The following is a 17,477-nucleotide window of genomic DNA, read 5'->3' as shown; positions in this document are numbered from 1 at the left end:
AATCAGGTACGCAAGACCCGCCCGCCTCGGCTGGGCAGCCGGATACCGCGAGACGATGGTGTTCGCTGGTGCTTGAAGCAATAGGCCGCAGGCAACCTTGGTCAACGCGCTGTCCGGTACTCCCTTGCACCGGGCAGCGGGCGACACGTCAACTCAAGTCAGACGCCACTCTTCACCTTGGTCCAGACCCGCGTGCGGATCCGCTCCAGTTTCAACGGCAGCGGCTCGAGCGGGATCAACGTGGCAATCGTCTTCTTGTCGGGGTAGATCCACGGGTTGTCCCGCAGCGCCTGTTCGACGAACTGGGTGGCGTCCTTGTTGGCGTTGGGGTACAGGGTGTGGTTCGAGGTCTTGGCGATCACTTCCGGGCGCATCATGTAGTTGATGAACGCCATGCCTGCCTTGGGATGGGGCGCATCCTTGAGCAGCACCAGGTTTTCCGACCACACCAGCGCGCCTTCGCGCGGCAGGCTGTAGTTGATCCTGCGCCCGGTGTTGTTCTTCTCGTTGAGGGCCTGGGCGGCCAAGGCGCCGTTGGCCCAGCCGACCACCGCGCAGATATTGCCGTCGGCCATGTCGGTGTCGATGCGCGAGGAATCGAAATACAGCACGTAGGGGCGGATCTTCATCAGCAGGTCTTGCGCCTTCTGGTAATCCGCAGGATTGCTGCTGTTGCTGGGCAGGCCCAGGTAGTTCAGGGCAATCGAGATGATCTCGCTGGGCGAGTCGAGCATCGCCACGCCACAGGACTTGAGCTTGCTGATGTTCTCTTCCTTGAAGATCAGGTCCCAGCTGTCCACCGGCGCCTGGTCGCCCAACGCGGCCTTGACCTTGTTGACGTCGTAGCCGATGCCGGTGGTGCCCCACAGGTAGGGCACCGCGTAGCGATTGCCGGGGTCGTTGACCGCCAACTGGGCGAGGATATCGGGGTCGATGTGCGACAGGTTCCCCAGTTGCGCACGGTCCAGCGGTTGCAGCACGCCCGCCGCGATCAGGCTGGGCAGCACGTTGGAGGTCGCCACCACCACGTCATACCCGGTGCGCCCGGCCATGACCTTGCTCTGCATGATGTCGGCGCTGTCGAACGCGTCCATGTGCACGCGGGTGCCGGTTTCCTGCTCGAACGCCTTCGGCGTCTCCGGCGCGAGCAGCCCGAACCAGTTGTACAGGTGCATCCCGGGTTCGGCGGCCAGCACCGAGGTGCTGATCCCTGCGCAGAGCAGCGAGGCCGAAAAAAGGGTTCGCAAACGTGACCTTCTCATGCAACATCCTTATCGAATCGATGTAACTTCACGGCCATCCTAGGCCCAGTGAGCGACTATACCGGGCAGGACCGGATAGTAAATACCTCGGAATACTTACCTCTGACATGCGAGTTCCTAACCCAAAAGGGGTAGATAATGCCGTTCGACCTGCAAAGCCTGGCCTGGCACCGATCGATCGGCAAGCTGATCATGCAGCTGGACCGTCCGGCGTTCTGGAGTTCGCTGGTTCGGGTATTGAACGAGTACGTGCAGATCGACAACTGGGTGGTATTGATCTTCGCCAGTCAGCAAGTGGAAGTGGTAAGCCTGCCCGAGGTGGCGGATGCCGAAGAGGTCAACGCGTTCATCCATCGCTATGTGAAGGGGCTCTACCTGCTGGACCCGTTCTACATCGCCAACCGGGAAAACCCGCAGAGCGGCTTCTTCCACCTGCTGGATATCGCGCCGGAGTACTTTGTGGAAACCGAGTACTACCACCAGTACTTCGCGCACTACATCTCGGCCGATGAAGCGCAGTACAACGTTCAGCTCGACGCTGACCGCACGCTGTGCATCTCCATTGGCAGCAAGGCGCGCTTCAGCCAGGAACAGATCACCATCCTCGACCTCATCAAGCCCTGGGTGACGGCCTTGATGCACCAGCGCATGGCCTTCGAGGTGGATGTCGAGAAGGACCTTGCCGAGGTACCGCCCTGGCAGGAAACACTGACGCAGCTGGGCGCGCAGATCACCACCCGTGAAAGCGATGTACTGAGACTGCTGCTGAGCGGTTTCTCCAACAAAGAGATTGCCGGAAAGCTTTCACTATCGGCGGAAACGGTGAAAGTGCACCGCCGGAACATTTACGCCAAGTTGAACATCAAGTCGCAGTCGGAATTGTTTGCTCGCTTCTTTGTGCCGAAGTCGGATGCTTTCTGTACCAGTTGAATTCAGGCATCTTGCCTGCCGCCGGCTGCTGCACGCCTGGCAAACCTTCAAGGCGTCGATGCCAGCGCCTCGATGACCAAGGTCGCCAACCCGATCAAACAGATTACCCCCACGCCATAACTCACCGTCCGCCACGGCTGGATACCCGCCAGGTAAGTCACCGTATGCGACACCCTGGCCACGGTGAATACCCCGCTCAGCCAAGCCGTCATGGCAACCGGCGCCTCCAGCACGACCGCCAGGCCGCCCAGCGCGAGGAACATCGGGATGTTCTCCAGATCGTTGCGCCAGGCCTGCATGGCCCGCGTTACCTGCGGCAATTCCTCAGGGCAAGCCGAACGCTTGAACACTGCCGCATCCTCGCTGTTGGTGAAGGTCAGGAAACGCAGGCGGAAGTAGCCCTGGCAGCAGGAAATCGCCAGCATCTTGAAGAACAGCACCACTACGCAGCAGGCGTAGACCGCCAGGGCGCCGCTCATGCCCCTGGCCTCTGCGCCAAGCCCTTGACCACGATGTACAGCAGCGGCCCCAGGGAGACAAAGAGCGCCGTCAGCACCAGATAGGGCAAGACGCCAAGCAACGACCCGCCCCGCTGGCACTGGTCGTTTGCCATCCAGATACAGCCCAGACCGGCCATCACATACAGGTCGATAACGACCTGGGCCGTATCGGGTCGGGACAGCAGATCAAGGCCAAAGGCAAGAAGTGATTGCTCGGCAATCATCAACGTCCAACCGGTGTACAGGGTGAACAGCAGCAACACTGGCAACGCGATCCATCGTGCGTTCATTGGTCGACTCCTTCAGGGCGATGTTGCCGTCACGGTAGTGATAGAGTCGTCCCCGCCTCAATGACCTCACAGGTCATGGATGCTTCAGCCAAGGACAGCCAGAGTCGACGCATGAGCCTTTCTCCCTTTCACCCCACGCAAACACCAGCAGTCACCGACGCCGGCAAGCACCTGCGCCGCCTGCGCCGTCATGCCGGCCTCAGCCAGCTCGACCTGGCGCTGTTGGCGGGCCTGTCGCAACGCCACCTGAGCTGCGTCGAAACCGGCCGTGCCAAGGCCAGCCCAAGCACCCTGCATGCCCTGCTCAGCGCCCTGCAAGTGCCGCTCGAACACTGCAACGAGGTGTTCCTCGCGGCAGGTTACGCACCACGCTATACGGCCTCGGCACCGGACGCCCCAGCCATGAAGATGGTGCATGACGCAGTGGAGCACATCCTGCAGGCCAACAACCCCGCACCGGCCATCGTCATCGCCAGCAACTGGGACATCACGGCGGCCAATGCCAGTGCCGGGCTGTTGTTCACCATGGTTGGCGTACCGACGAGCAGCACCTCGGGCCTGAACCTGCTGGACACACTGCTGCGCCCGGGCGGACTGGGTGATCATCTGGTCAATGCCGATGAGATACGGGCGATCGCCTGGCAGCGGGCGGCCAGGGAGGCGGTGGGCAATCCAGAATTGGCTCGGCGGCTGCAAAGCTTGCCCGTGCCACCCGCACTGGCGCCGGACACACCGCCGTCACCGCTGGTGCTGACCCGGGTGCGTGCTGCCGAGGGCGAACTTAGGTTCCTGTCCACCTTCACCACCTTCGGCATGCCGCAGGACATCACGGTGGCATCGCTACGTATTGAACATCTGGTGCCGGCCGACGATGAAACATGGCAAACCATGACGGCAGCCTATCAACGGGGAATCCGCAACGCCAAGACTTGAGTAACCGGCGCGGCGTCAGGTCTCGATGAACCTCAGTGCCAACCTTCACGACGACAAGCAAGTACTGAGAAACCAAGCTATCCGCTCAATCACTCGCGCTGCTCATCAGTATCCACCGCTGCCCCTGGGTTTGAATGTCGAAGGCAAAATCCCACCACACGGGATACGCAGGGTGCCCTTCGGCAAGCCAGAACCTGCGGATGATGTCGGCCCGGTCAAGACGGACCTGGCCGAGCAGCACCTCTACCAACCTGAGCACTTCGGGACGTTTGGCCGGCAGGTCCAACGGCCCGTAGCCGCCGTCCCCTGGGTGCAGCAGGTGTTCGATGATTTCGCCGCGAGCATCGCTTGCACAGATCGGTGAATCACCACCCACGGTACAACCTTTGCCCACCGAATGACGCAACTGCGCTTCGAGTGGTCTGTCCAGTGCAAAGGGACCATACGCGTTCAACCAGAGCGTATAGTTCATCCCATCCAACAAATGCTCCAGTCGAAGTATTTCGTCTGTCCGGGTATCCATCACCACGCGCATTGACTGTTGCTCTCCTGCTCTTGCGCAAAGATGGGTAGTCTGCGAGAAAACCAAGGGACATGCCAGCAAGTGCTGGCGACCAGGCCGATACACTTGGACTCAAGCCTGCGCGGCTTGCCCCGCCACCGCTGCGCCATCCAGCACCATGCCCTCGCGCATCCGCTGCGCATCCCGGCTGAAACACCGCGAGGCCGCCAGCAGGAACACCATGGTCAGCAACAGGGCCACGGGGATCAGGTACATCGCGTCATGCAGCCCCTGGGCCTTGAACGCTTCGCTCATCGCCACCTCGCCCGCCGCCGCCATGGCCGACACGGCAAAATGATCCGACAGTCCACCGACCACCACCGGCCCCAGGCCACCACCCAGCAGGTACAGCCCAGCGAAGAAAAGCGCCATGGCCGTGGCCCGCAGGCGCGGTTGCACCACGTCCTGGATGGCGGTGTACACGCAGGTGTAGAAGTTGTAGGAGAACAGCCAGCCGACCCCGAACACCGCCACGAACCCCCCCAGTTCGATGCGCCCGGCATGCAGCGCCCAGGCGGTACACAAGGTGGCCACCAGCATGCTCAGCGCGGCGAACACCAGACGGCCGTTGGCGAAGCGCTGGTGCACCTTGTCGGCCATCCAGCCGCCAAGGGTCAGGCCCACCAGGCCGCTCAGGCCGACGATCATCCCGGTGGCCACCGCAGCGTCGTGCAGCGTTAGCGCAAAGTAGCGCTGCAGCATCGGCACCATGAACGAGTTGCAGGCATAGGTGGCGAAATTGAAGGTCAGCCCCGCCAGCACCAGCCAGGCGAAGGTGGGCACGCTCAGTACCCGACGCAGCGGACGGTCGAGCGGGGTCTGAGTGATGGCCACAGTCTCCGCCGCACCGCGCGCGGGTTCGCGGATCATGAAGATGAACAGCGCCAGCAACACGCCAGGCACGGCGGCAATGAAGAACGGTGCGCGCCAGGTACCGAAGGCCTCGACCATCGCACCGATGGTGAAGAACGCCAGCAACAGGCCCAACGGCAGGCCAAGCATGAAGATACCCATCGCCCTTGCCCGCCGCCCGGCAGGGAACAGGTCGCCGATCAGCGAGTTGGCGGCAGGCGCATAGCTGGCCTCGCCGATGCCCACGCCCATGCGCACCAGCAGGAAGCTCCAGAAGCTGCCGACCATGCCGTTGACCGCCGTCAGCCCGCTCCAGGCCAGCAGGCCCCAACCCATGAGCTTGCTGCGTGAACCCGTGTCGGCGATACGTGCCAGCGGCAGGCCGGCGATGGCGTAGACCAGGGTGAAGGCGGTGCCGATGATGCCGATCTGGAAGTCGCTCAGGTGCCACTCCAGGCGGATCGGCTCGATGACGATGGCGGGGATGGTGCGGTCGAAGAAGTTGAACAGGTTGGCCAGGAACAGCAGGAACAGGATGCGCCAGGCGTTGGAGGCTTGGGTGGCGGTGGGCATAGTCGGGTCCCTCGTTATTGTTGTTCGGGGCTTCCAGCACGCCTTTGCAATCTAGAGGGACATCAGGTCATCGTCTGCCAACATTGATCGCGTTGATACCAGCCGATGGGACGCCGCAAGCCCGCCATCAATGCCCACAACCGCCGCCTGGACGCGCACCGTCCACCCAGGATGGACACTCACCAAAGCGCGATGTCGTAGGTCAGGTACACACGGTTGCTGTCGCGACCGCGGGCGAAGTCGGAACGATAGACATAGTTGCGCAACCTCACCCCCAGGCCTTTGAGCGGGCCACCCTGGACCACGTAGGCCAGCTCGGCGTCACGCTCCCATTCCTTGATACCCGCTTCCCCGGCGCGACCGTTGTCGCCGCTGAGGTAACGCGTCATGAAGGTCAGCCCGGGCACCCCTGCGGCGGCGAAGTTGTAGGCATAGCTGGCCATCCAGGTTTTTTCCTGCTCCTCGATGAACTTGCCGATACCGACGTTGCTGAACGAATACACCGTTGCGCCGCTGATATAGGGCAGCCCCGCCTCGCCATCAAGCACCTGGTAGCCGGCACCGACCGTATGCCCAGAATGCGCATACGCCAGTTGCCCGCTGTACAGATCGTTGTCGATGGCGCCGCCATGGGCGGCACCGCTGTCGCGGCTCCTGAAGTAGCGCAGGTCGGTGGTCAGCACCCCGCCGGCCAGCGGCAGGTCATGCACCAGGCCTGCGAAGTCCTGGCGATAGAAGCCGTCGAGCCGGGCGTGGAAGTAGCTCAGGCGCAGCGGCTTGCCCACCGCATAATCGGCACCGACGTAGGAGAAATCACCGGACGCGTTGCCGCTGTAGCCATCCAGGTACAAGCCGGTGCTGTCCGAGGAGTCGCGCAACTTGAACTTGTCCAGGTGACCGGCGGTGAGGCTCAACCCATCGATGTCGGTGCTGGTCAGCTGCGTGCCCTGGTAAGTCTGCGGCAACAGCCGCGCGTCGTTGTAGACCAGCACCGGAGTCTTGGGCAGCAAGGTACCGTGCTTGATCACGGTCTGGCCCAGGCGCGCCTTGGCAGTCAGGCCGGCGCTGCTGAATTCGTCCGCGGCCCGACCGTCGTCGTGCACCGGCAACAGACCGCTACCGCTGCGACCGCGTCCGGAGTCCAACCGCACGCCCACCAGGGCCAGGGCATCGAGCCCAACGCCCAAGGTACCCTGGGTGAAACCGGACTGGTAGTCGAGCAAAAAGCCCTGCGCCCACTCGGTCCGCTCATGCTTGGCGGAGGCCGCCGCGCGCGGCGTCAGGCCCTGCTCGTCACGGAAGTTCTCGTTGAAATAGACGTTGCGCAGCTGCAGCTTGAGCTTGCCGTCGTCGACGAATCCGCCAGCGCCGGCAACGGGCAACCAGCCGCAGAGCAGGCCACAGGTGGCCCCACGGAAAACACTTCGGGACATGATCGGTACTCTGTTGTTGTTCTTGGATGAGCGGTGGGCGGGCGCCGCGCGGCGCCCGGTGATTCACACGAAGAAGGACAAGGCGCCTGTGAGCAGCGCCAGCGCGGTGATCACCAGCGAGGTAAGCACCGCCCACTTGACGGTGGCTTTCTGGAAGTCGCCGATATCGCGGTCGACCATCCCCACCAGCAACAGGGTCGAGGCTACCAACGGGCTCATCAGGTGCACCGGCTGCCCCAGTACCGAGGCCCGGGCGATTTCCACCGGGTCGATGCCATAGGCCGCGGCCGCGTTGGCCAGGATCGGCACCACCCCGAAATAGTAGGCGTCATTGGACAGCACGAAGGTCAGCGGCATGCTGGTCAGCGCCACCACCAGCGGGAACCAGTGGCTCCAGGCGTCGGGAATCCAGTCCACCAAGGTCTGGGCGAGGGCGTCGACCATTTTGGTGCCGGAGAAGATGCCGGCGAATATGCCGGCGGCGAACACCAGCAGCACGACGGTCATGGCATTGCCCGAGTGGGCGAGGATGCGCTCCTTCTGCAGCTCCAGCTGCGGATAGTTGATCATCAACGCGGCGACGAAACCGATCATGAACAGCAGCGCGGAATGCATCACGCCCATCACCAGCGCGGTCATCACGGCGATCACCAGCAGCAGATTCACATAGGCCAGGCGCGGGCGCTTGTGCGGGTTGTCGCCGAGGATTTCCTTGATGTAGCAGTTGCCGCCCCCTGACGCCAGGGTGACATTGCCGATGCGCCGACGCTCGGCGCGCCCCAACAAATAGGCGGTGAACACCACCCAGGCCGCGCCACCGATCACGGTGGGCAGCATCGGGATGAAGTATTCGGTCGCATCCAGCCCCAGGGCGGCAATGGCCCGGGTGGCCGGCCCGCCCCAGGGGCTCATGCCACTCATGATGCTCAGCGACAGCATCGACACAGTGGCCAGGATCATCGGGTTCATGCCGATGCGCTTGTACAGCGGCAACATCGCCGCGCAGGTGATCATGTAGGTGGTGGTGCCGTCGCCATCGAGTGCCACCAGCAGCGACAACAGCGCGGTGCCGATGGCGATCTTGATCGGATCGCCGTTCACCCGCTTGAGAATCTTGCGAATCAAGGGGTCGAACAGGCCGGCATCGATCATCAGGCCGAAGAACAGGATGGCGAACAGCAGCAATGCCGCCGAGGGCGCCACCATCTTCAGACCATCGAGCATCATCTTGCCGAGCTCGGGAGCGAAACCGCCGATCACGGCGAAAACGATGGGTACCACTGTGAGCGCGACGATCGGCGACAGGCGTTTGCTCATGATCAGGTAGGTGAACGTCACCACCATGATCAGGCCCAGGAGTGCGAGCATGGTATTTTCTCTTGTTTTTATTCTGTGTGTGGCCGTCCGACGCGCAGACGGCCCCCTGCCCCACCCGGCATCGCAAGGACGCTGGGTGAAGTCTATTGCAACATGGGAGTGTTAACCGGTTGGTCAGCCGTGCCGGGGAGGCTGCGCGGACCACTCTGGCTGAGCGTCGACGACTTCGTCGGACGCCGACGGCGCGCCGTCGAGGCGGCGCAGCAAGGTTTCGCGATCGCAGGCATGCTCCGACAGCGAGATGACCACGGTGGCCACGGCGTTGCTGGCCAGGCTGGTCAGGGCCCGCGCCTCGGACATGAAGCGGTCGATGCCGATCAACAAGGCGAGCCCGGCCAGCGGAATGTCGTGGATGACCGTGAGGGTCGAGGCCAGCGCGACGAAGCCGCTGCCGGTCACGCCGGCGGCCCCCTTGGACGACAGCAGCATGATTGCCAGCATGGTCACCGTCTGCCCGAGGGTCAGCTCGATGTTGCAGGCCTGCGCGATGAACACTGCCGCCAGCGACAGGTAGATGGCGGTGCCATCGAGGTTGAAGGAATACCCGGTTGGCAGCACCAGCCCTACCACGCCTTTGCGACAACCGAGGCGCTCGAGCTTTTCAAGCATGCGCGGCAGCACAGGCTCGGTGGAAGAAGTACCGAGCACCACCAGGAATTCCTCGCGGAAATAGCGCAGCAGCTTCCACAGACTGAAGCCATGGGCGCGACAGATGCCGCCCAGCACCACCAGGACGAAGAAGGCGCATGCGATGTACAGCGTGCCCACCAGCTTGGCCAGCGAGCCCAGGGACGTGACGCCGTATTGCCCAACGGTAAAGGCGAGCGCACCGAAGGCGCCTACAGGGGCGAATCGCATCAGGTAGCCGAAGATACGGAACACCATGGTCGAGGCCGACTCCAGCACCGCGAGGACGGGCCGCCCCTTGTCGCCCATGGACGACAGGGCGAAACCGCTGAGCACGGCGATGAACAATACCGGTAGCACCTCACCCTTGTTGAAGGCGCCGATGAACGTCTCGGGGATGATGTGCATGAAGAAGTCGACCACGCCGAGCTTCGCCGCCGAGGCGGCGTACTGGTCCAGGCCCGCTGTGCTCAGGGTGGCAGGATCGATGTTCATGCCGGCCCCGGGCTGGAACAGGTACACCGCCGCCAGACCGATCACCAGGCTGACCACGGTCAGCAGCAGGAACAACATCAAGGTCTTGCTCATCAGGCGCCCCAGCGAGCGCTTGTCGGTCATGCCGGCGATGCCGGTGACGATGGTGCAGAACACCACGGGAGCGATCATCATCTTGATCAGCTTGATGAAGGCATCGCCCAGGGGTTTGAGGGCAACGGCCTGTTGCGCCCAGAAGTGGCCGACCACCACGCCCAGCAGGACGGCGCAGAGGATCTGGAAATACAGGGATCTGGCAAGTTTCATGAGGCATCACCCATTGTTGAAATTGTGCGGATGCGCTTGTTGCTGAAGCCGCCCTGACAGCGGCGGCCTGTGGTCTATCCCGCCAGTCTGCGCAAAGACGGGGCATAGACGAACCCTGAGAACAACCGACGGGCGGTACGCACCACCGATGCCTGCAGGGTCTTGCCATCGACGCCGCTGCGCGACAGCGCCACGTCGATGCCGCCACTGGGATGCTCGATGCGCACCTGCTCCAGGTGTTGAGCGCCCTCGCCGAGCAAGTCAGCGACCACCGTACCGGCGCTGACGCAGGCCGTGGCCAGCCCGACTGCGCCGGTGATCGCCAGGGCCCGGTGGCAATTGTGCGGCATGAAATAGCGCACCTGTACCGTACCGTCATGACGGGGTGGCGCGACCAGCACCGGCTTGGGGATCACCATGCCGCTGACATCGCCCAGACCCATTGCCTTGCCGGCCTTCAGGCGCAAGGCTTCCAGGCGTTGCAGCAAGGCATTGTCGGCATCTAGTTCGGCCGGGGTTTCCGAGCCGGTCACGCCCAGTTGCCGGGCCTCGACGATCATCATGGGCATGGCCATGTCGATGCAGGTGACCGGCACGCCGCCGATCACATCCTGAGGCTTGCCCGTAGGGAACAACTTGCCGGTCTTGCTGCCCACCGCATCGAGGAACGTCAGGTGCACCGGGGCCGCTGTACCAGGGACGCCGTCGATCGCCGTGCGCCCTTCGTAGCGCACAACGCCGCCGGGCGTCTGCACCAGTGAATCGACGAAGGTTCCGGTATTGAGGTTGCGGATACGTACCAGGGTCTTGCCGTCGTTGGCCTTGACCAACCCTTGCTCGATGGCGAACGGCCCGACAGCGCACAGCATGTTGCCGCAGTTGGGCGCGGTGTCGACGCGCCGCTGGGCGACCATCACCTGGACGAACAGGTAGTCGACATCGGCATCGGCGTGCAATGACGGGCTGATGATCGCCACCTTGCTGGTCTGCGGGCTGCCGCCACCGATGCCGTCGATCTCCAGCTCATGTCCGGAGCCCATCAGGTTGATCAGCAACTCGTCGCGCTCGACCACGTTTGCAGGCAGGTCCCAGGCGTGGAAGAACGGCCCTTTGGAGGTACCGCCGCGCATGAGTACGCAAGGAATTCGTTGCATGATTTCGCACTCTTGTTGATCAATGGACATCATTGATGTTGTGAGCAAAAGAGTGACAGGGATGGATAAATCAATCCAATGCAAATATCGTAGTCATTATTGCGATAAACACATCAATAATCGAGCGACCTACTGAGCGATACCTGATGGAATATGAACTGCAAGATATTAGATCTTTCGTAAAAATCGCCGAACTTGGCAGTTTTCACGAGGCTGCAGAAGCATTGCACCTGTCCCAACCCGCCCTGAGCCGACGGATCAAGAAACTCGAGGAGGGGCTCGGTACATCGTTGCTCGAACGCACTACCCGCCGGGTCAGCCTGACGAGCGTGGGCCGGGATTTCCTGCCCAAGGCCAGGCGCCTGCTGGATGATTTCGAGGATTCGATCCTGAGCATCCGCGAACTGGCCGAGCGCCAGACCGGGCAAGTCACCCTCGCTTGCATTCCCACTGCAGCGTTCTACTTTCTGCCCTCGGTGATCCGCGACTACAACGCGCAGTACCCGAAAATCCGCATCCGCCTGCTGGACCTGAGTGCCAACGATGGGCTGGAAGCCGTACTGCGGGGAGAGGCCGACTTTGGCATCAACATGATGAGTGGCCAGCATCCGGACATTGAGTTCGTTTCGCTGGTCCAGGAGCATTTCGTGCTCGCCTGCCGCCGGGACCACCCGTTAGCCAAGCGCGACGCGGTTACCTGGGCCGAACTGGCCGACTACCGCTTGATCGGGGTCGGTCGCCTGAGCGGCAACCGCATGATGCTCGATCATGCGCTGGCCGGCCTGAACCTGCGCCCTCAATGGTTCTACGAGGTCCAGCACCTGTCGACCTCGCTGGGCATGGTCGAGGCCGGGCTGGGGGTCTCGGCCATGCCTAGCCTGGCCATGCCCAGCGCCGACCATCCGACGTTGGTCAGCGTGCCGCTGGGCGAGCCGCAGGTCAGCCGCACGCTGGGCTTGGTGTTTCGTCGCGGCGCGTCACTGTCGCCGGCGGCCGAAAAGTTCGTATCGATCCTCTTGCAGCAATGGCCCAATCGCTGACCCCTGGGCCGATGGCATGCCGGACCCGCGCAAAGTTCATCAGCACCTGCGCCGCGGAGTGCTAACGTATGCGGCTATTGACCGCCCTTGAAATCCAGGGCGCTCTGTTCACTTGTCCCTGCGGAGTTTTCCTTGGCCTCGCCTGCGCATGAACGTTCGCTCGATGGGTTGAATTTTTTCCTGGCCGATGTCCGTGATGGGCTTGGGCCCTACCTGGCGATCTACCTGCTGGCGGTGCACCATTGGGAGCCCGGCAGCATCGGCCTGGTCATGACCTTGGCCAGCGTCACGGCATTGCTGACCCAGACGCCAGCTGGCGCGTTGATCGACAGGACCACGGCCAAGCGCGCAGTAATGGCCATCGCCGCGCTGCTGGTGACCGGCAGTTGCCTGGTGCTGCCCTGGATCAGCAGCGGCGCGTTGGTGACCTTGACCCAAGCCATCAGTGCGGTCGCAGGTTCCGTGTTCGCGCCGGCCATCGCTGCCATTTCACTGGGCCTGGCCGGGCCCCGGGCATTCACCCGGCGCATGGGCCGCAACGAAACCTTCAATCATGCCGGCAATGCCTGCTCGGCGGTGCTCGCCGGGGGGCTGGCCTACCTGTTCGGACCGGTGGCGGTGTTCTATCTGATGGCGGCGATGACCGTAGCCAGCCTGATCGCCATTAGCCGAGTGCCGGCGACAGCCATCGACCATGACCTCGCGCGTGGCCTTGACCCGCGGCCGCCGGGCCAGCATGCCCACCCCGCCGGCCTTGCCGTCCTGTTGCACAATCGCCCCTTGCTACTGTTCGCCGTGTGCTGCGCGTTGTTCCATCTGGCCAACGCGGCAATGCTTCCGCTGGTGGGCCAGAAACTGGCTCAGGCCAACCTGCAGTTGGCCACGCCGCTGACCTCGGCGTGCATCGTCGCGGCGCAGCTGGTGATGGTGCCCATGGCGCTGCTGGCCGGCGCCAGGGCCGACCGCTGGGGACGCAAACCGCTGTTGCTCGTCGGTTTCCTGATCCTGCCGCTGCGTGGCGTGCTCTACGTGATGTCTGACAATCCGTTTTGGCTGGTGGCCGTGCAATTGCTCGATGGCGTCGGCGCCGGACTGTTCGGGGCATTGTTCCCGGTAGTGGTCAGGGACCTCACCCAAGGCAGCGGGCGCTTCAATATCAGCCTTGGCGCATTGTCCACGGCCTTCGGCCTGGGCGCGGCGCTAAGTCCCGGTGTCGCGGGGCTGGTGGTACAGTCCGCAGGCTACGACGCGGCATTCCTGACATTGGCGGGCATTGCGACTGCAGCGTTGCTTCTGCTTTGGCTGGCCATGCCGGAGACCCGCCGACCTGCCAGCGATGCCAACGCCGAGCAAGCCCCTCCCCTTCACTCCCCTTCCGAGAACTGAGTCCTCGCATGCCTGTCGCTGAGTCATCCCTGATCATCTGGTCGGTTGCGGCCGCGGCCACCGCCCTGGTCATCCTTCGGCCGGGACGCGTGCCCGAATATGTCTGGGCGATGGGCGCCGCCTTAGGGCTGACGGCCTGCGGCCTGATCCCATGGCGCCTGGCCTTGGCGGCAATCGCCGAAGGAGGCGATGTCTACCTGTTCCTCACCGGCATGATGGTGCTGGCCGAGCTGGCTCGCCAGGAAGGCTTGTTCGACTGGCTGGCCAGGTACGCGGTGCAGCATGCCAGGGGCTCGGGCCAACGCCTGTTCGACCTGGTATTCCTGGTCGGTACACTGGTCACCGTGTTCCTCTCCAATGACGCCACCGCCGTGGTGTTGACGCCGGCCGTGTATGCGGCGTGCAAGGCGGCCAAGGCCGAGCCGCTGCCCTACCTGTTCATCTGCGCCTTCATCGCCAATGCCGCCAGCTTCGTGCTGCCGATCTCCAACCCGGCCAACCTGGTGGTCTTCGGCAGCCAGATGCCACCGCTGCTGGAATGGCTGCGCCAGTTCACCCTGCCCTCGCTGGGCGCCATCGCCATGACCTACCTGGTGCTGCGCCTGACCATGCGCAAGCGCATCCACCAACCACTGGCCGTGGCCATCGAGATGCGCCCCTTGTCGGCCGGCGCCCGGCTTTGCGCGCTGGGCCTGATGTTCACCGGCACCCTGCTGTTGACGGTATCGGCACTGGACGTGCCGCTGGGTCTGCCGACCTTTTGCGCAGGCATGGCCACGGTCGGGCTGATCCACCTGCGCCAACGGCGCAGCCCGGCGCCGTTGCTGCGCCATGTGGCCTGGGGCGTGCTGCCGCTGGTGGCGGGCCTGTTCGTGCTGGTGGAGGCGGTGGCGCATACCGGCGTGATCGAACGGCTCGCGCATATGCTGGCGGCCCTGGCGCAGCAGTCCCCGGGCACGGCGAGCTGGGCTGCGGGCGTGATCTCGGCCATGGCCGGCAACCTGATGAACAACCTGCCCACCGGCCTGATCGCCGGCTCCATCGGCCAGTTGGTCGAGCTGCCCCGGCAGACCACCGCCGCCTTGCTTATCGGCGTCGACCTGGGGCCGAACCTGTCGATCACAGGCTCCCTGGCCACGCTGCTGTGGCTGGTGGCGATCCGCCGCGAGGGCGAGCATGTCGGCGCATTGAGTTTCTTGCGTCTGGGCGTGCTGGTAATGCCCCCGGCACTGGTGGCGGCACTGTTGCTGCTGGCGGTCTGAGCCCGGCCTTCAGAACACCACCGAGCGCCGCTGCTCCGCTGTCGCCACCACCCTGCCGCGCTTGAGCACCATCAGCCGCGCGGGCAGGTCGAGGATCACGTCGCTGATACGGTGGGTGTCCATCAGCACCAGGTCCGCGTCGTTGCCCACCGCCAAGCCATGGCTCTGCAACCCCAGGGCCTTGGCCGGGTTGCTGGTGAGCATCGGCAGCACCGTGGCCTGGTCGTCCGCCCCACCCAGGTGGCAGGCGGGGATGGCCAGCTGCGCGATGTGCAGCAGGTCGCCGGTGCCGTAGGGGGTGAAGGCATTGCGGATGTTGTTGGTGGCCAGGCACACGTTCACCCCGCCATCGCGCAACGCCCGCACCGGGGTCAGGGTGCGCCGCACGTTGTGTCTATCGCCACGGGCGCCCAGGTGCAGGTCGGTGGCGGGCAGACATATCACGCTGATGCCGGCTTCGCGCAGCAGCGCGATGATGCGCGCCTGGCGCTCTGGCTCCACGGCCGCCAGGCTGGTCAGGTGGCCGACGCTGACGCGCCCTTGGTAGCACGTGGCGAGGGTCCGGCGGGCCACGTATTCGATGGTCATGTGCTCGGCGTCGTCGGCGAAGTCCTGATGCAGGTCGATGTCCTTGCCATAGCGCTGGGCCAGGTCGAAGACGAAATCGATGTGCTCCAGGGGCGAGACGTCGTTGTAGGGAATGCCACCGACCACATCGACGCCCCTCTCCATGGCCTCGACCATCATCGCTTTCATGCCGGGCAGTTTCAGGATGCCTTCCTGGGGAAACGCCACTACCTGGATATCGATGACATCACGCAAGGTCTCGCGCAGCTCCAGGACCACGTCCAGGCCGGTGAAACCCTGGGCCGGATCGAACTCGGCGTGGGCACGCACATGGGTGGTGCCGGCCTGCACCAGGGCGCGCAACACCTGTACAGAGCGTTCGCGAATGTCATCACGGGTCAGGGTGGGCTTGAGCGCCGCAGTGACGGCGATCGCTTCGGCCAAGGTGCCGGAGCGGTTGGCCTTGCGCTGCATGACATTGGCTTTTTCCAGGTGCAGGTGGGCTTCGACGAAGCCGGGGACCAGGACATTGCCGTTGCCCTGGATTTCCTGGCTCGCCGTTGCAGTGATCGCTTGGGCGATGTGAGTAATCTTGCCGTTGTGCACGGCGACATCCATCAAGGGGTTTGCATCGTCGATGCGGACATTTCTGAAGATCAGGTCCATGCCGTCGCTCCTGTCGGGGATCAATAGCGCGCGTGGAAATGGCTCGGGCGTCGTGCGGCGCCCGAGCCATTTCCCTAGGGGCGAATCAGAACGGCTTGGTCGGCAGGTACTTGCCATCCAGGGTGATCACCGCGCGGGAGCCACCTTCCGGATCGTCGACCTTCTTCACGTCCAGCTTGAAGTTGATGGCGCTGATGATGCCGTCGCCGAACTTCTCGTGGACCAGTGCCTTGAGGGTGGTGCCGTACACCTGCAGCATCTCGTAGAAGCGGTAGATGGTCGGGTCGGTCGGCACGCCGCCTTGGATGCTGCCGCGCAGTGGCACGGTCTGCAGCAGGGCGATGCCATCGGCGTCCAGGCCGAGCTTGTCGCCCACCACCTGGGCAGCGCTGGCCGGCAGCGGGTGCTGGCCCAGCAGCGCGGCAGTGACGAAGGCTTCGGAGAGGCCGGTGCCGTCGGTGATCTGGGCGAACGACAGGTCCTTGCGGGCCTTGGCCAGGAGGATGACTTCGCTCAGGACAAGGCGGGCGTTCTGGCTGATTTGCGACTGGATCATGGTGTGTCTCCTTGGGTTTGAAAGGGGTTCAGGCAACGTGCCTGGAAGGGTGGGAAACGGCGTTGACGTCGGGGTTCTGCGCCAGGGCGACGAACTGGCCGGTGCGTCCGTCGAAGGCGTCGATGCGGCCGCTTTCGATGTCGTAGATCCAGCCATGCAGGCGCACGCGGCCCTCTTCCAGGGCCAGGCGCACCGAGGGGTGGGTCTGGATATTGGCCAGCTGGGCGATCACGTTCTCGCGCACCATGGCCTCGACCTTGGCCTGCGGGCTGTGGTGCTGGCGCGCCTCGTTGACCACCCGGGCGGAGTCGGCGTAGCGCAGCCAGCCGGCCACGGCGGGCATGTGCTCCAGGCACTTGCAGGTGGCGATGGCGGTCATGGCGCCGCAGTCGGAGTGGCCGCAGATGACGATGTCGGCTACCTGCAGGGCGGCGACGGCATATTCGACCGAAGCCGATACGCCGCCAGGCTCAGGGCCGTAGGACGGCACGATGTTGCCGGCGTTGCGGATGACGAACAGGTCGCCTGGCTCGCGCTGGGTGACCAGCTCGGGCACCAGGCGGCTGTCGGAGCAGGAGATGAACAGCGCCCGGGGGCTTTGCTGGGTGGCCAGGTCCTTGAACAGCTTGACCCGTTCGGGGAAGGCGTCGCGCTGGAACTTCAGAAAACCGTCGATGATGTCTTTCATGGCTGTTTGCCTCAATGT

17 protein-coding genes are annotated in these 17,477 nt (G+C 63.9%); 5 read left to right on the top strand and 12 right to left on the bottom strand.

Annotated elements, in window-relative coordinates:
• Window positions 1–158: 158 nt before the first annotated feature.
• Window positions 159–1,262, bottom strand: coding sequence for a polyamine ABC transporter substrate-binding protein (locus C3F42_RS26480; RefSeq protein WP_094012073.1), 1,104 nt, complete (start codon window positions 1,260–1,262; stop codon window positions 159–161).
• A gap of 138 nt (window positions 1,263–1,400) precedes the next feature.
• On the opposite strand from C3F42_RS26480, the gene C3F42_RS26475 reads away from it, so the two are divergent.
• Complete coding sequence (locus C3F42_RS26475) at window positions 1,401–2,192, top strand: LuxR C-terminal-related transcriptional regulator (RefSeq protein ID WP_094012072.1); 792 nt, start codon at window positions 1,401–1,403, stop codon at window positions 2,190–2,192.
• Window positions 2,193–2,239: 47 nt separating this feature from the next.
• Here the strand turns inward: C3F42_RS26475 and C3F42_RS26470 are convergent, their stop codons facing one another.
• Entirely contained in the window at window positions 2,240–2,671 is a 432-nt protein-coding gene (locus C3F42_RS26470; protein ID WP_094012071.1) for an MAPEG family protein, read from the bottom strand.
• Complete coding sequence (locus C3F42_RS26465; protein WP_094012070.1) at window positions 2,668–2,982, bottom strand: DUF2834 domain-containing protein; 315 nt, start codon at window positions 2,980–2,982, stop codon at window positions 2,668–2,670. The genes C3F42_RS26470 and C3F42_RS26465 overlap by 4 nt, the downstream gene beginning before the upstream one ends.
• 111 nt (window positions 2,983–3,093) lie before the next feature.
• Between C3F42_RS26465 and C3F42_RS26460 the strand changes: the two genes are divergently transcribed.
• Complete coding sequence (locus tag C3F42_RS26460) at window positions 3,094–3,915, top strand: helix-turn-helix domain-containing protein (RefSeq protein ID WP_232888256.1); 822 nt, start codon at window positions 3,094–3,096, stop codon at window positions 3,913–3,915.
• 85 nt (window positions 3,916–4,000) lie between these two features.
• Here the strand turns inward: C3F42_RS26460 and C3F42_RS26455 are convergent, their stop codons facing one another.
• The 6 genes from C3F42_RS26455 to C3F42_RS26430 form a co-directional block, all read right to left on the bottom strand.
• Window positions 4,001–4,450, bottom strand: coding sequence for a hypothetical protein (locus C3F42_RS26455; RefSeq protein ID WP_084942532.1), 450 nt, complete (start codon window positions 4,448–4,450; stop codon window positions 4,001–4,003).
• A 99-nt stretch (window positions 4,451–4,549) separates the two neighbouring features.
• On the bottom strand, window positions 4,550–5,902 hold the full coding sequence (locus C3F42_RS26450) for an MFS transporter (protein ID WP_094012068.1): 1,353 nt from the start codon (window positions 5,900–5,902) through the stop codon (window positions 4,550–4,552).
• A gap of 179 nt (window positions 5,903–6,081) precedes the next feature.
• Window positions 6,082–7,335: an OprD family porin gene (locus C3F42_RS26445; RefSeq protein ID WP_094012067.1), complete on the bottom strand. Its 1,254-nt coding sequence runs from the start codon at window positions 7,333–7,335 to the stop codon at window positions 6,082–6,084.
• Window positions 7,336–7,398: 63 nt separating this feature from the next.
• Window positions 7,399–8,703: a CitMHS family transporter gene (locus C3F42_RS26440; protein ID WP_023629242.1), complete on the bottom strand. Its 1,305-nt coding sequence runs from the start codon at window positions 8,701–8,703 to the stop codon at window positions 7,399–7,401.
• Window positions 8,704–8,826: 123 nt separating this feature from the next.
• Complete coding sequence (locus C3F42_RS26435) at window positions 8,827–10,140, bottom strand: dicarboxylate/amino acid:cation symporter (RefSeq protein WP_094012066.1); 1,314 nt, start codon at window positions 10,138–10,140, stop codon at window positions 8,827–8,829.
• A gap of 74 nt (window positions 10,141–10,214) precedes the next feature.
• The gene (locus tag C3F42_RS26430) at window positions 10,215–11,294 is read right to left on the bottom strand and encodes a 4-oxalomesaconate tautomerase (protein ID WP_023629244.1); all 1,080 of its coding nucleotides are present in this window, start codon (window positions 11,292–11,294) and stop codon (window positions 10,215–10,217) included.
• 146 nt (window positions 11,295–11,440) lie between these two features.
• Here C3F42_RS26430 and C3F42_RS26425 point away from each other — a divergent pair, with 146 nt between their 5' ends.
• The 3 genes from C3F42_RS26425 to C3F42_RS26415 all read left to right on the top strand — a co-directional run bounded on the left by C3F42_RS26425 (window position 11,441) and on the right by C3F42_RS26415 (window position 14,982).
• On the top strand, window positions 11,441–12,334 hold the full coding sequence (locus C3F42_RS26425; protein ID WP_104445106.1) for a LysR family transcriptional regulator: 894 nt from the start codon (window positions 11,441–11,443) through the stop codon (window positions 12,332–12,334).
• A 132-nt stretch (window positions 12,335–12,466) separates the two neighbouring features.
• Entirely contained in the window at window positions 12,467–13,720 is a 1,254-nt protein-coding gene (locus C3F42_RS26420; protein WP_094012065.1) for an MFS transporter, read from the top strand.
• An 8-nt stretch (window positions 13,721–13,728) separates the two neighbouring features.
• Window positions 13,729–14,982 (top strand): arsenic transporter, encoded by a 1,254-nt coding sequence (locus C3F42_RS26415; protein WP_094012064.1) that lies wholly within the window; start codon window positions 13,729–13,731, stop codon window positions 14,980–14,982.
• Between the two features lie 9 nt (window positions 14,983–14,991).
• On the opposite strand, the gene C3F42_RS26410 is transcribed toward C3F42_RS26415, so the two are convergent.
• From C3F42_RS26410 to C3F42_RS26400, 3 genes are all read right to left on the bottom strand, one after another.
• Window positions 14,992–16,215, bottom strand: a complete 1,224-nt coding sequence (locus C3F42_RS26410; protein WP_104445105.1) for an amidohydrolase family protein — start codon at window positions 16,213–16,215, stop codon at window positions 14,992–14,994.
• Between the two features lie 85 nt (window positions 16,216–16,300).
• A complete protein-coding gene (cynS, locus tag C3F42_RS26405) occupies window positions 16,301–16,771 on the bottom strand; it encodes a cyanase (RefSeq protein WP_094012063.1) in 471 nt (156 codons plus the stop codon).
• A 28-nt stretch (window positions 16,772–16,799) separates the two neighbouring features.
• The gene (locus C3F42_RS26400) at window positions 16,800–17,459 is read right to left on the bottom strand and encodes a carbonic anhydrase (RefSeq protein ID WP_023630237.1); all 660 of its coding nucleotides are present in this window, start codon (window positions 17,457–17,459) and stop codon (window positions 16,800–16,802) included.
• Window positions 17,460–17,477 lie beyond the last annotated feature (18 nt).

This window comes from Pseudomonas sp. PONIH3 (assembly GCF_002934345.1).
Lineage (GTDB): Bacteria > Pseudomonadota > Gammaproteobacteria > Pseudomonadales > Pseudomonadaceae > Aquipseudomonas > Aquipseudomonas soli.
This window is presented reverse-complemented; position numbering and strand designations above follow the sequence as displayed.